General features: G+C 64.1%; 16 protein-coding genes. 14 read left to right on the forward strand and 2 right to left on the reverse strand.

Going from position 1 to position 12,632, the window contains the following annotated elements; translation table 11 throughout:
* Positions 1–16 precede the first annotated feature (16 nt).
* From rplF to IFT58_RS17355, 14 genes are all read left to right on the forward strand, one after another.
* Positions 17–541 carry a 50S ribosomal protein L6 gene (gene rplF, locus IFT58_RS17290; protein WP_188324946.1) on the forward strand — a complete coding sequence of 175 codons (525 nt, stop codon included), beginning with the start codon at positions 17–19 and terminating at the stop codon, positions 539–541.
* A gap of 86 nt (positions 542–627) precedes the next feature.
* A complete protein-coding gene (rplR, locus tag IFT58_RS17295; RefSeq protein ID WP_188324945.1) occupies positions 628–981 on the forward strand; it encodes a 50S ribosomal protein L18 in 354 nt (117 codons plus the stop codon).
* 160 nt (positions 982–1,141) lie between these two features.
* A complete protein-coding gene (gene rpsE, locus IFT58_RS17300; protein ID WP_188324944.1) occupies positions 1,142–1,684 on the forward strand; it encodes a 30S ribosomal protein S5 in 543 nt (180 codons plus the stop codon).
* Positions 1,677–1,868 (forward strand): 50S ribosomal protein L30, encoded by a 192-nt coding sequence (rpmD, locus tag IFT58_RS17305; protein ID WP_188324943.1) that lies wholly within the window; start codon positions 1,677–1,679, stop codon positions 1,866–1,868. The genes rpsE and rpmD overlap by 8 nt, the downstream gene beginning before the upstream one ends.
* Before the next feature lie 4 nt (positions 1,869–1,872).
* Positions 1,873–2,316 carry a 50S ribosomal protein L15 gene (gene rplO, locus IFT58_RS17310; protein ID WP_188324942.1) on the forward strand — a complete coding sequence of 148 codons (444 nt, stop codon included), beginning with the start codon at positions 1,873–1,875 and terminating at the stop codon, positions 2,314–2,316.
* Positions 2,317–2,323: 7 nt separating this feature from the next.
* Positions 2,324–3,691 carry a preprotein translocase subunit SecY gene (secY, locus tag IFT58_RS17315; protein ID WP_188324941.1) on the forward strand — a complete coding sequence of 456 codons (1,368 nt, stop codon included), beginning with the start codon at positions 2,324–2,326 and terminating at the stop codon, positions 3,689–3,691.
* Positions 3,692–4,051: 360 nt separating this feature from the next.
* Positions 4,052–4,408, forward strand: coding sequence for a 30S ribosomal protein S13 (gene rpsM / locus IFT58_RS17320; protein ID WP_188324940.1), 357 nt, complete (start codon positions 4,052–4,054; stop codon positions 4,406–4,408).
* Between the two features lie 9 nt (positions 4,409–4,417).
* Complete coding sequence (gene rpsK, locus IFT58_RS17325) at positions 4,418–4,807, forward strand: 30S ribosomal protein S11 (protein WP_042614211.1); 390 nt, start codon at positions 4,418–4,420, stop codon at positions 4,805–4,807.
* Between the two features lie 14 nt (positions 4,808–4,821).
* Positions 4,822–5,451, forward strand: coding sequence for a 30S ribosomal protein S4 (gene rpsD / locus IFT58_RS17330; RefSeq protein ID WP_042614210.1), 630 nt, complete (start codon positions 4,822–4,824; stop codon positions 5,449–5,451).
* A gap of 55 nt (positions 5,452–5,506) precedes the next feature.
* A complete protein-coding gene (gene rpoA / locus IFT58_RS17335) occupies positions 5,507–6,505 on the forward strand; it encodes a DNA-directed RNA polymerase subunit alpha (protein WP_188324939.1) in 999 nt (332 codons plus the stop codon).
* A gap of 242 nt (positions 6,506–6,747) precedes the next feature.
* Entirely contained in the window at positions 6,748–7,134 is a 387-nt protein-coding gene (rplQ, locus tag IFT58_RS17340) for a 50S ribosomal protein L17 (protein ID WP_042614208.1), read from the forward strand.
* 134 nt (positions 7,135–7,268) lie between these two features.
* Positions 7,269–7,772 carry a disulfide bond formation protein B gene (locus IFT58_RS17345; RefSeq protein WP_188324938.1) on the forward strand — a complete coding sequence of 168 codons (504 nt, stop codon included), beginning with the start codon at positions 7,269–7,271 and terminating at the stop codon, positions 7,770–7,772.
* 66 nt (positions 7,773–7,838) lie between these two features.
* Positions 7,839–9,197, forward strand: a complete 1,359-nt coding sequence (locus IFT58_RS17350; protein WP_192096300.1) for a 3-deoxy-7-phosphoheptulonate synthase class II — start codon at positions 7,839–7,841, stop codon at positions 9,195–9,197.
* A 135-nt stretch (positions 9,198–9,332) separates the two neighbouring features.
* Positions 9,333–10,466: a mechanosensitive ion channel domain-containing protein gene (locus tag IFT58_RS17355; protein ID WP_192080878.1), complete on the forward strand. Its 1,134-nt coding sequence runs from the start codon at positions 9,333–9,335 to the stop codon at positions 10,464–10,466.
* 67 nt (positions 10,467–10,533) lie between these two features.
* On the opposite strand, the gene IFT58_RS17360 is transcribed toward IFT58_RS17355, so the two are convergent.
* Both IFT58_RS17360 and IFT58_RS17365 read right to left on the reverse strand, forming a co-directional pair.
* Positions 10,534–12,120: an amidase gene (locus IFT58_RS17360; protein ID WP_192096322.1), complete on the reverse strand. Its 1,587-nt coding sequence runs from the start codon at positions 12,118–12,120 to the stop codon at positions 10,534–10,536.
* 41 nt (positions 12,121–12,161) lie between these two features.
* The gene (locus IFT58_RS17365; RefSeq protein WP_188324934.1) at positions 12,162–12,629 is read right to left on the reverse strand and encodes a DUF2127 domain-containing protein; all 468 of its coding nucleotides are present in this window, start codon (positions 12,627–12,629) and stop codon (positions 12,162–12,164) included.
* Between the last annotated feature and the right edge of the window lie 3 nt (positions 12,630–12,632).

Raw genomic sequence — 12,632 nt, forward strand, 5'->3', positions numbered from 1 at the left:
GCGAAAGGAGTAGACCATGTCCCGTGTAGCCAAGAAGCCGATCGACCTGGGTAAGGTTGAGTTGAACGTCCAGTCCGACAGTGTCACCGCCAAGGGCCCGAAGGGCACCCTGTCGCTGGCCAAGCCGGCTGGCATTGCCATCAATGTCGAGAACGGCGTTGCCACCCTGAGCACCGAAGACGCAGCCCTCGTGCCGCTGACCGGTACCGTCCGCGCGATCCTGGCCAATATGGTCAAGGGCGTCACCGATGGCTTCGAGCGCAAGCTTGAGCTGGTCGGCGTCGGTTACCGTGCTTCCATGCAGGGCAAGGACCTGAGCCTGGCGCTCGGTTACTCGCATCCGATCCTGTATGTGGCGCCGGAAGGCATCACCATCACCACCCCGACGCAGACCGAAATTCTGGTGCAGGGTGCTGACAAGCAGATCGTCGGTGAAGTTGCCGCCAAGATCCGTGCGTACCGCAAGCCGGAACCGTACAAGGGCAAGGGCGTGAAGTACTCCGACGAAGTCATCATTCGCAAGGAAGCCAAGAAGGCGTAAGCGCGAGTTCCTTGCAGGAGCCCGCACCTCCGTGTGCGGACTCCCCGGGGAAAAGCCCAACCTTCAGCTTTCCAGGACAAAAAATCATGAACAAGAACATCGCCCGCCTGCGCCGCGCCAAGTCGACCCGTGCCCACATCCGTGTGCTCGGCGTCGCCCGTCTGTCGGTGCTGCGCACCGGTCAGCATCTGTACGCACAGGTCTTCACCGCCGACGGCTCCACGGTGCTGGCTGCTGCCAACACCACCCAGGCCGACGTCAAGGAAGGCCTGAAGAGCGGCAAGAACGCCGAAGCTGCTGCCAAGGTCGGCCGTATCGTTGCAGAGCGCGCCAAGGCCGCCGGCATCGAGAAGGTTGCCTTCGATCGTTCGGGCTACCGTTACCATGGCCGCATCAAGGCCCTGGCTGACGCTGCTCGCGAAGCTGGCCTGCAGTTCTAAGGGATAAGGAAGGGAGCCCATGGGCTCCTTTCCGCCTGCTCGCCGGCCAGAGGGTGGCCGGACGGTTCCGTTCTTATGCAACGGCGTACCGGAACAACGCACCACTCCACAACCATAAGCGGCCTCGAGCCGTACATACCTAAACAACCAAGGAATCAAGATGGCAGAAGAACGTCCGCAGCGGGGTCGCGATCGCGACCGTAACCGCGAAGAAAAAGTCGACGATGGCATGATCGAGAAGCTGGTCGCGGTCAACCGCGTCAGCAAGACCGTCAAGGGCGGTCGTCAGTTCACCTTCACCGCACTGACCGTGGTCGGCGATGGCGAAGGCAAGGTCGGTTTCGGCTATGGCAAGGCACGCGAAGTGCCGGTCGCCATCCAGAAGTCGATGGAGCAGGCTCGCAAGAACCAGGTCAGCGTTGATCTGAACAACGGCACCTTGTGGCACACCATCAAGGACGGTCACGGTGCAGCACGCGTTTTCATGCAGCCCGCGTCTGAAGGTACCGGCGTCATTGCCGGTGGTGCAATGCGCGCCGTGTTGGAAGCCGTTGGCGTGAAGAACGTGCTGGCCAAGGCTGTTGGTTCGCGCAACCCGATCAACCTGGTGCGTGCCACCGTGAAGGGCCTGGCTGCTGTGCAGTCGCCGGCTCGCATCGCGGCCAAGCGCGGCAAGAAGGTAGAGGATCTGAATCATGGCTGATTCGACCAGCAAGACTGTCAAGGTGCGCCTGGTGCGCGGCCTTCGTGGTGCCCAGTCCCGTCACCGCCTGTCGGTGCGTGCCCTGGGTCTGAGCAAGCTCAACGATGTGCGTGAACTGAAGGACAGCCCGCAGGTTCGCGGCCTGATCAACAAGGTTCACTACCTCGTCAAGGTTGAGGAATAATCCAATGACCATGCATCTGAATGAACTGAACCCGGCACCGGGCGCGCGTACCCCGCGTACCCGCGTCGGTCGTGGTATCGGCTCCGGCCTGGGCAAGACCTGCGGCCGCGGCCACAAGGGTTCGTTCGCCCGTAAGGGTGGCGGCAAGATCAAGGCTGGCTTCGAAGGCGGCCAGACCCCCATGCAGCGTCGTCTGCCGAAGATCGGCTTCAACTCGCCGATCGCCAAGGACACCGCTGAAGTGCTGCTGTATCAGCTGGACAAGCTGCCGGCTGGCGAAATCACTTTCGCCATCCTGCGTGAAGCCAAGCTGGTCCCGAGCATCGCGAAGAAGGCCAAGATCGTCGTCAAGGGCGAGCTGACCAAGGCGTACACCCTGAAGGGCATCGCTGCCACGGCTGGTGCCAAGGCTGCGATCGAAGCTGCCGGCGGCAGCGTAACGGAGTAATAGCATCATGGCGCAAGCTGGCATCGGTAACCTCGCAGGTGGAATGGGCAAGTTCACTGAACTTCGCCAGCGTCTGCTGTTTGTCGTCGGGGCGTTGATCGTCTATCGGATCGGGTGCTATGTGCCGGTTCCGGGCGTGAACCCCGATGCCATGCTTGCCATGATGGAACAGCAGGGCGGCGGCATCGTGGACATGTTCAACATGTTCTCGGGCGGCGCCCTGCACCGTTTTTCGATCTTCGCGCTGAACGTCATGCCGTACATCTCGGCATCGATCGTGATGCAGCTGGCGGTCCACATCTTCCCGGCGCTGAAGGCGCTGCAGAAGGAAGGTGAGTCTGGACGCCGCAAGATCACCCAGTATTCCCGCATCGGCGCCGTGTTGTTGGCGGTGGTGCAGGGCGGCAGCATCGCGCTGGCACTGCAGAACCAGGTATCGCCGGGTGGCACGGCCGTGGTGTATGCGCCGGGCATGGGCTTCGTGCTCACTGCCGTGATCGCATTGACCGCAGGCACCATCTTCCTGATGTGGGTCGGTGAGCAGGTGACCGAGCGCGGCATCGGCAACGGTGTGTCGCTGATCATCTTCGCCGGCATCGTCGCCGGTCTGCCGGGCGCGATCATCCATACGTTCGATGCGTACCGCGACGGCAACATCCAGTTCATCCAGCTGCTGCTGATCGCGCTGGTGGTGCTGGCCTTCACCTTCTTCGTGGTGTTCGTCGAACGCGGCCAGCGCCGCATCACGGTGAACTACGCACGTCGCCAGGGTGGCCGCAACGCGTACATGAACCAGACCTCGTTCCTGCCGCTGAAGCTCAACATGGCCGGCGTGATCCCCGCGATCTTCGCCTCCAGCCTGTTGGCCTTCCCGGCGACGCTGGCGATGTGGTCCGGCCAGGCGGCCAACCAGAGCGCTACCGGTCAGTGGCTGCAGAAGATCGCCAATGCCCTCGGGCCGGGTGAGCCGCTGCACATGATCGTGTTCGCAGGGCTGATCACCGGTTTCGCGTTCTTCTATACCGCGCTGGTGTTCAACTCGCAGGAAACCGCGGACAACCTGAAGAAGTCGGGCGCGCTGATTCCGGGCATCCGTCCGGGCAAGGCGACCGCTGACTACATCGATGGCGTGCTGACGCGGTTGACCGCGGCGGGTTCGGCCTATCTGGTGATCGTCTGCCTGCTGCCGGAACTGATGCGCACCCAGTTGAACGCGTCGTTCTACTTCGGCGGCACCTCGCTGCTGATCGTGGTGGTGGTGGTGATGGACTTCATCGCCCAGGTTCAGGCGCACCTGATGTCGCACCAGTACGAAAGCCTGTTGAAGAAGGCAAACCTGAAGGGTGGCAATCGCGGCGGTTTTGCACGCGGCTGATCTGCCTGTTACACTATCGTCTTCCTGATGTGATGGTCCTCCGCTTCGCGGACTCGGCTATCCAAAGAAGGGCGGCCCCCGCAGCGGTTCCGGGTGGGGGTGAGATCTGGTGGTCCTGCGCAGGAGTAGCGCGGGCGGCCACGGCGGCATGTCTTCGGATATGGCGCCGCGACCAACCTGATCCGGCGCCGGAGCCTGGGCACACTCCCCGGGCCGGGTTTTTGAAACCTCACGGTCTCAGAAACTTCCAGTACACCGGAACCTTGTAAGATTCGCTAGTTCACTTTATTGATCTATCCTGCCGGATTGGCGCGCCTTCATGGTGCGCTGTCGGCCATCACTCAGCTGGAGAACCGCGTCATGGCGCGTATTGCAGGCGTCAACCTGCCAGCCCAGAAGCACGTCTGGGTCGGGTTGCAAAGCATTTACGGCATCGGCCGTACCCGTTCGAAGAAGGTCTGCGACTCCGCAGGCGTTACTTCGACCACCAAGATCCGCGATCTGTCCGAGCCGGAAATCGAGCGCCTCCGCGCCGAAGTCGGCAAGTTCATCGTGGAAGGCGATCTGCGCCGTGAAATCGGTATCGCGATCAAGCGTCTGATGGATCTGGGCTGCTATCGCGGTCTGCGTCACCGTCGCGGTCTTCCGCTGCGTGGCCAGCGTACCCGTACCAACGCCCGCACCCGCAAGGGTCCGCGCAAGGCGATCAGGAAGTAAGGGACAAAAATGGCTAAGCCCGCTGCTAAGACCAAGAAGAAGATCAAGCGCGTCATCACTGATGGCGTCGCCCACGTCCACGCTTCTTTCAACAACACCATCGTGACCATCACCGACCGTCAGGGTAATGCCCTGTCGTGGGCGACCTCCGGTGGCGCCGGCTTCCGCGGTTCGCGCAAGTCGACCCCGTTCGCTGCCCAGGTCGCCGCCGAAAAGGCCGGCCGTGCTGCGCTCGACTACGGCGTGAAGTCGCTGGAAGTCCGCATCAAGGGCCCGGGTCCGGGTCGTGAGTCCGCCGTTCGTTCGCTGAACAACGTCGGTTACAAGATCACCAACATCATCGACGTGACGCCAATCCCGCACAACGGGTGCCGTCCGCCGAAGAAGCGTCGCGTCTAAGGGAGCGATAAGAAATGGCTCGTTATATCGGTCCTACCTGTAAGCTCGCCCGTCGCGAAGGCGCCGACCTCTCCCTCAAGAGCCCGGCGCGCGCGCTGGACTCCAAGTGCAAGCTGGAGCAGAAGCCCGGCCAGCACGGCGCTACCGCCCGTAAGGGCAAGCTGTCCGACTACGCTACCCAGCTGCGTGAAAAGCAGAAGGTCAAGCGTATCTACGGTCTGCTGGAGCGTCAGTTCCGCAACTACTACAAGAAGGCCTCGACCAAGAAGGGCAACACCGGCGAGAACCTGCTGCAGTTGTTGGAAACCCGTCTGGACAACGTCGTCTATCGCATGGGCTTCGCTGTGACCCGTCCGGCTGCTCGTCAGCTGGTCTCGCACCGCGGTGTCACCGTGAACGGCAAGTCGGTCAACCTGGCTTCGTACCAGATCAAGGCTGGCGACGCGGTTGCGCTGTCCGAAAAGGCTGCCAAGCAGCTGCGCGTTCAGGAAGCCCTGACCGTTTCGGCCACGCACGACATGCGTCCGTCGTGGATTGAAGTGGATTCCGGCAAGTTCGCCGGCGTCTTCAAGGCGGTTCCGGATCGTTCGGACCTGCCTGCAGACATCAATGAAGCGCTGATCGTCGAGCTGTATTCGAAGTAATTCACATTGGAGAGCCCCCGGCGACGGCCGGGGGTTCACTAGGAGAACCCGCAACATGACGGTTACCGCCAACCAGGTTCTGCGTCCTCGTGGCCCGCAGATCGAACGCCTTACCGACACACGCGCCAAGGTCGTTATCGAACCCTTGGAGCGTGGTTATGGGCATACGCTGGGCAATGCCCTGCGTCGCGTCCTGTTGTCGTCCATCCCGGGCTTCGCGATCACGGAAGTCGAAATCGACGGCGTGTTGCATGAGTACACCACGGTCGAAGGTCTGCAGGAAGACGTGCTTGAAGTCCTGCTCAACCTGAAGGATGTGGCTATCCGTATGCATTCCGGCGACAACGCCACCCTGTCCCTGTCCAAGCAGGGTCCGGGCGTCGTCACGGCTGCCGATATCAAGGTTGATCATAACGTGGAGGTCCTCAACGGCGACCACGTGATCTGCAACCTGACCAAGGATACGGCAATCAACATGCGTCTGAAGATCGAGCGTGGTTTCGGCTATCAGCCGGCTGCCGCGCGTCGTCGTCCGGACGAAGAAACCCGTGCCATCGGCCGTCTGGTCCTGGATGCCTCGTTCTCGCCGGTCCGCCGTGTCGCCTATGCCGTGGAAGCGGCACGTGTCGAGCAGCGTACCGATCTGGACAAGCTGGTCATCGATATCGAGACCAACGGCACCATCGACGCCGAGGAAGCCGTGCGCACCGCCGCCGACATCCTCAGCGACCAGCTGTCGGTGTTCGGTGACTTCACCCACCGCGACCGCGGTGCGGCCAAGCCGGCCAACAACGGCGTGGATCCGGTGCTGCTGCGCCCGATCGACGACCTGGAACTGACCGTGCGTTCGGCCAACTGCCTCAAGGCGGAAAGCATCTATTACATCGGCGATCTGATCCAGAAGACCGAAGTGGAGCTGCTGAAGACCCCGAACCTGGGCAAGAAGTCGCTCACCGAGATCAAGGAAGTGCTGGCCCAGCGTGGCCTGTCGCTTGGCATGAAGCTGGAGAACTGGCCGCCGGCCGGCGTCGCCAGCCACGGCATGCTGGGCTGATAAGCCCCCTGCAGTACCGCAAAGGCCTCACCGGTAACGGTGGGGCCTTCGCACCGTAGAGCCGAGCTTGCGCGATTGCATCCACTGCAGTCGATCAAGCTCGGCTCTACAACAACCGACGGACGATCAGTCCGCGGACAGGCCGACCAGGAGGGGTGGCCAGGACCATCCGCAGTCCGAATACAGCGCCAGGATGGCGACAACGATCCCCAAAGTCTCAATCTTGCAAAGGAATCATCACCATGCGTCATCAGAAATCCGGTCGTAAGTTCAGCCGTACCAGCGCTCACCGCGAAGCAATGTTCAAGAACATGGCCGCGTCGCTGTTCAAGCACGAGCTGATCAAGACCACCCTGCCGAAGGCCAAGGAACTGCGCCGCGTCGCCGAGCCGCTGATCACCCTGGCCAAGGTCGACTCCGTCGCCAACCGTCGTCTGGCGTTCGCCCGCCTGCGTGACAACGAAGCGGTCGGCAACCTGTTCACCATCCTGGGCCCGCGTTACGCGTCGCGTCCGGGTGGTTACCTGCGTCTGCTGAAGTGCGGCTTCCGCGCTGGCGACAATGCACCGATGGCCTACGTCGAGCTGGTCGACCGTCCGGCCGCTGTTGCCGAGGAAGTGGCCGAGTAATCGGACCGTTCCCTGCAGCACCGTCAGAAGCCCGGCCTTGTGCCGGGCTTCTGCGTTACAGCGCCCGTGCGTAGGGCATCGCGTGCGCCGTCGCATGGGTTACGCTTTGCATCTGCCTGCACTGAGTCCTGCTGATGAACCCGTTCCGTTGGCCGTTCCGCGCCCAGTTCCTGCTGGGGTTCCTGATCTGCGCGGGGCTGCTTGGCTTCGCGATCTACCTGCAGTTGAAGATGGGCCTCGAGCCATGCCCGCTGTGCATTTTCCAGCGACTGGCGTTCGCCGCGCTGGGCCTTGTGTTCCTGATCGGTGCGCTGCACGGTCCCTCCAATCGACCGGGGCGCATCACCTACGGCGTATTGGCCTTCATCGCGGCAGCCGTGGGCGTGGGCATCGCCGCGCGCCACGTGTATGTGCAGATGATCCCGCCGGAGTTCGGATCGACCTGCGGTCCGCCACTCAGCTTCCTCAGTGAAACCATGGGGCCGTTCGAAGTGTTCCGCACCGTGCTGACCGGTACCGGCAACTGCGGCGACATCGACTGGGCCTTCCTGGGCCTGAGCATGCCGATGTGGTCGCTGGTGTGGTTCGTGTTGCTGGCGGGCTGGGCGTTGTGGGTGTCCGTGCGCCGTATTCGCTGATGTTGAACGTTGTACTTGATGCGCCGGGCATGGCTCGGCGCGCCCCTGAAGGTCCTGGAGTCCGCCATGTCGTCCGTTGATTCATTGTCGCCCGCTGACTGGTCGCCGGAGAGCTGGCGGGCAAAGCCTGCCCTCCAGTTGCCGACCTATCCGGATCCGGTTGCCTTGGACGCGGCGTTGCACGAGTTGAAGCGGCTGCCGCCGTTGGTCACCTCGTGGGAAATCCTGTCACTGAAGCAGCAGTTGGCGGATGCGCAGGAGGGAAAGCGCTTCCTGCTGCAGGGCGGCGACTGCGCAGAGAACTTCAGCGACTGTGAGTCCGGGATGATCTCCAACCGGCTCAAGGTGCTGCTGCAGATGAGCCTGGTGCTGGTGCATGGCATGCGCAAGCCGGTGATCCGCGTCGGACGCTTCGCCGGGCAGTACGCGAAGCCGCGTTCGGCAGACACCGAGACACGCGATGGGGTCACGCTGCCCAGCTACCGCGGCGATGTGATCAATGCGCCGGCCTTCACCGAAGCGGCACGCCTGCCGGATCCCAAGCGGATGTTGCAGGCGCACGCGCATTCGGCGATGACGATGAACTTCGTTCGGGCGCTGATCGACGGCGGATTCGCCGATCTGCATCACCCGGAGTACTGGAACCTCGAGTGGGTGCGGCATTCGCCGCTGGCGGTGGAGTACCAGAAGATGGTGACGTCCATAGAGGATGCCATCGGCTTCATGGAGACCATCTCCGGCGCGCGCGTGCACAACCTCAAGCGGGTGGATTTCTATACGTCGCACGAGGCCTTGCTGCTGCCGTATGAGCAGGGACTGACACGCCAGGTGCCGCGTCAGCAGGGCTGGTTGAACCTGAGCACGCACTATCCGTGGATCGGCATGCGCACCGCAGCACTCGATGGCGCGCACGTGGAGTATCTGCGCGGCGTGCGCAATCCGATCGCGATCAAGGTGGGGCCATCGGTGCAGCCGGACCAGCTGCTGCGCTTGATCGATGTGCTGAATCCAGACGACGAACCCGGCCGGCTGAGCTTCATCCATCGCATGGGCGCGGCGCAGATCGCCGACAAGCTGCCGCCGCTGCTGGATGCGGTGAAGCGCGACGGTCGCCGGGTGCTGTGGGTGTGCGATGCGATGCATGGCAATACGGAGAGCACGGGCAACGGCTACAAGACGCGCCGCTTCGACAACATACGCGGTGAAGTCGAGTTGTCGTTCGATCTGCACGCGGCCGCGGGGACGCGCCTGGGTGGCGTGCACCTGGAGATGACCGGCGAAGACGTGACCGAATGCACCGGTGGCGCGCGTGAGCTCACCGAGCGCGATCTGGAACGTGCCTACCGCTCCAGCGTGGATCCGCGACTCAACTACGAACAGTCGCTGGAAATCGCCATGGCGATCGTGCGCAAGCAGAACGGCTGATCCGATCGCTGCTGAGGGGGTTGGATCGCGCGTGCACAGCGAGCGGGATCTGACCCCTTTTTTACGAACGCCTGACATGACGCTCATGGCTTCTGCGACACGCTGGTCCTTTCGCGTGGTCGTGGAGGTGCAGCAGTGTCGAGGTGGGAACAAGCGCAGGCGTACGTGGTGCCGTTGGGCATCGCGCTGGCAGTGGGGGCGCTCGGCGCCTGGGTGATCCTCGCGCTGTATCGGCGACTGGAAGGTCGCGACCGGCGGCGCGCGCGCATCGGGCGCATGCTCGGCCCGCCGCTTGCACTGGCGTTCCCGCTGCTCCTGCTGGTGCCTGCGCTGCAGGCAACGCCGCTGCATGACCGCTGGTTGGACCAGGCGCAACGGCTGGTGCACATCGGGTTGACCGCCTGCTTCATCTGGCTGCTGGTACGAGCCGTCGCCGCCGGCGAGAAGGCGATCCTGCGCAACCATCCCATCGAAGTGGCCGACAATCTGGAAGCGCGCCGCGTGCAGACCCAGACCCGTGTCCTCAGCCGCGTGCTGATGGGCGGGATCATCGTATTGGGGATATCGCTGGTGCTGCTGCAGTTCGACATGGTGGCCAAGATCGGCTCCGCCCTGCTGGCCTCGGCCGGCCTGATCGGCCTGGTGGCCGGTATCGCCGCCAAGCCGGTGTTCGGCAACCTGATCGCCGGCTTGCAGATCGCCGTGACACAGCCGATCCGGCTGGATGACGTGGTGATCGTGGAAGGTGAGTGGGGGCGCATTGAAGAGATCGGCAGCAGCTACGTGGTGGTGCGCATCTGGGACGAACGCCGGATGGTCGTGCCGCTGACATGGTTCATCGAAAACCCATTCCAGAACTGGACCCGGCGCAGTGCGGACCTGTTGGGCACCGCGTTCCTGTGGCTGGACTACCGTGCTCCGATTCCTGCCATCCGCGCCGAGCTGGAGCGCATCTGCAAGGACGCCCCGCTGTGGGACGGCCGTGTCTGCGTGACCCAGGTCACCGAGACCACCGAACACACGCTGCAGGTCCGCCTGCTGGTCAGTGCGCGCAACTCGGGCGATGCGTTCGACCTGCGTTGCCTGGTGCGCGAGCGGATGCTGGACTTCCTCGCGCGTGAACATCCACAGGCGTTGCCGCGCCTGCGTGCGCAGCTGGAGGAAAGTGCCGATACGCCAAAGCGGCGTGTCGCGCCGGCACCGGAGCAGGAAGTGCGCTCACCCGGTGCCGAGGATGGCGAACCGGCCGTCCAGCCCACGGCAGGGTAGCGCCGCGTCATGCGCGACGTCCCTGCCTGACGCCTCGCAGCTACTCCCACTTGGGAGGGCGCGGCCGTTACAGGGGGGGCGGTCGCCGTGCCATGGTGCGCTGCTCATAGGCATAGGCCAGCTCGATCAGGCGCGGCTCGGCCCAGGCCGTGCCCACGAACAGCAGTCCCACGGGCAAGCCATCGACGTGGCCCATCGGTACGCTCAGGCTGGGATAGCCGGCCACCGCGGCGGCGCTGTAGTTGCCCCCCGGGAACGCATCGCCCCCAGGGCTGTTGATCGGCCATGCAGTGCCCGTGGTGGGGGCCACCAGGGCGTCCAGCTGATAGGCGCGAAGCAGGACATCGATGCCTTGTTCGCCGGCCATGCGGCGTGCCTGGCTGCGCGCCTGGATGTAGACAGGGTCGCCCAGCGATCCGGCGTGTGCTGATGCGACCAGCAGCTCCTGGCCGAACAGTGGCAGTTCCTGCGCGGTGTGTTTTTCGTTGAAGGCAACCAACTGCGGCAGCGTGCGCCACGGCGCCTTCCACTGCCGGAGGTAGCGCTCCATGCCCGCCTTGAACTCATGCCGCAGCACGATCTGTTCGGCATCCGACCAGCCACTCTCGTCCGGCGCTGGCACCGTCACGACGGTGGCCCCGGCGCGCCGCAGGGTCTCGACGGCATGCTGCATCAACGCGCCGATGCCGGGACGTTGGGACAGCGGATTGTCCATCACCCCGATGCGCGCGCCGCGCAGCCCGTTGGGATTCAAGCGCGCGGTGTAGTCATAGACCGCGCGGCCCGGCATCGCGGCGGTGGCAGGGTCGGCTGCATCGCGGCCCGCAATGGCCGTCAGTACCGCCGCCGCATCAGAGACCGTGCGGGCGATCGGGCCTGCCGTGTCCTGGCTGAACGAGATCGGGATGATGCCATCGCGACTGACCAGGCCCACGGTCGGTTTCAGGCCGACCACACCGTTGACGGCAGCGGGGCAGACGATGCTGCCATCTGTCTCGGTGCCGACGGATACCGTTACCAGGTTGGCCGCGACGGCGACGGCGCTGCCGCTGCTCGATCCACAGGGGCTGTGGCTGAGGCGGTAGGGATTGCGTGTCTGGCCGCCGCGCGCACTCCATCCGGAGGTGGATCCGAGTCCGCGATAGTTCGCCCACTCGCTCAGGTTGCTCTTGCCCAGGATCACCGCGCCGGCAGCACGCAGGCGCGTCACCAGGAACGCGTCGCCGGGGCGGAAGCCGGCCAGTGCCAGCGAACCGGCCGTGGTGCTCATCGGCAAGGCGTTGATGTTGTCCTTGAGCAGCACCGGGATGCCGTGCAGCGGACCGCGCAGGTGGCCACGGCGGCGCTCCTCGTCGCGCTGTGCGGCCTCCTTCAGGGCATTCGGGTTGAGCTCGATCACCGCACGCAATCGTGGCCCTTCGCGGTCCAGCGCGGCGACGCGCTCCAGATAGGCCCGGGTCAGCGTCCCGCTGTCCAGTTCGCCGGCCGCCATACGGGCCTGCAGGTCGCTTATCTCGGCCTCGGCGTAGGGAAACGGCGCCGCCGCAGGAGGTGCGTCATCGGCCGCACGCACGGGTGACGCACAGCCGACCAGCGCCGTGGCGAGCACGGCGGACAGGAAAAGAAGACGCGTTGGTGATAGAGCGTTGCGCATGGTGGGCGGCTTGGGCACCTAACCAGTGTATCGCGGCGCCTTCAGGGTTTCCGCTTCAGGATGTCGCGCGCCAGCACGTAGACCACCAGCAGGTTCAACACCAGCACGGTCCAGGAGGCCCAGCCCGGATGGCGGGAAATGGCGTAGACATCGAAGGGCAGGTAGATGCCGGCAGACACGCAGCCCAGCCACGAGGCCCAGGCCTTGGCCCGCCACAAGCCCCACGCTTCGACCAGGTGGAGCAGGGCATAGCCCAGCATCGCGGCCGCCGCAAGGTGGACGACATCGGGACTTATCATGTTCAACAGGGAGGGCAGGGTGCCGTGATCCGGGTCCAGGCTGAAACGCCGGATCAGGGCATTGATCCCATCACGCAGTGGCTGCGGACCGAGCATTTCCAGCCCGGTCGCGGCCAACAGTGCAAGCACCGCTTTGCCCGTTTCGAGCAGAGCGATGACATGCAGGCCCGGATGCCGTTGCGGATCCGGGTTGTAAGCAGGATGGCTCACGAG

It is taken from the genome of Stenotrophomonas sp. CFBP 13718 (assembly GCF_014842145.1).
Classification (GTDB): domain Bacteria; phylum Pseudomonadota; class Gammaproteobacteria; order Xanthomonadales; family Xanthomonadaceae; genus Stenotrophomonas.

Coding starts and splice junctions, on each gene's coding strand:
- rpoA (WP_188324939.1), top strand. CDS start 5,507: ATGACGGTTACCGCCAACCAGGTTCTGCGTCCTCGTGGCCCGCAGATC.
- IFT58_RS17345 (WP_188324938.1), top strand. CDS start 7,269: ATGAACCCGTTCCGTTGGCCGTTCCGCGCCCAGTTCCTGCTGGGGTTC.
- rpmD (WP_188324943.1), top strand. CDS start 1,677: ATGGCTGATTCGACCAGCAAGACTGTCAAGGTGCGCCTGGTGCGCGGC.
- secY (WP_188324941.1), top strand. CDS start 2,324: ATGGCGCAAGCTGGCATCGGTAACCTCGCAGGTGGAATGGGCAAGTTC.
- rplO (WP_188324942.1), top strand. CDS start 1,873: ATGACCATGCATCTGAATGAACTGAACCCGGCACCGGGCGCGCGTACC.
- rpsD (WP_042614210.1), top strand. CDS start 4,822: ATGGCTCGTTATATCGGTCCTACCTGTAAGCTCGCCCGTCGCGAAGGC.
- rpsE (WP_188324944.1), top strand. CDS start 1,142: ATGGCAGAAGAACGTCCGCAGCGGGGTCGCGATCGCGACCGTAACCGC.
- rpsM (WP_188324940.1), top strand. CDS start 4,052: ATGGCGCGTATTGCAGGCGTCAACCTGCCAGCCCAGAAGCACGTCTGG.
- IFT58_RS17360 (WP_192096322.1), bottom strand. CDS start 12,120: ATGCGCAACGCTCTATCACCAACGCGTCTTCTTTTCCTGTCCGCCGTG.
- IFT58_RS17350 (WP_192096300.1), top strand. CDS start 7,839: ATGTCGTCCGTTGATTCATTGTCGCCCGCTGACTGGTCGCCGGAGAGC.
- rplR (WP_188324945.1), top strand. CDS start 628: ATGAACAAGAACATCGCCCGCCTGCGCCGCGCCAAGTCGACCCGTGCC.
- rplQ (WP_042614208.1), top strand. CDS start 6,748: ATGCGTCATCAGAAATCCGGTCGTAAGTTCAGCCGTACCAGCGCTCAC.
- rplF (WP_188324946.1), top strand. CDS start 17: ATGTCCCGTGTAGCCAAGAAGCCGATCGACCTGGGTAAGGTTGAGTTG.
- rpsK (WP_042614211.1), top strand. CDS start 4,418: ATGGCTAAGCCCGCTGCTAAGACCAAGAAGAAGATCAAGCGCGTCATC.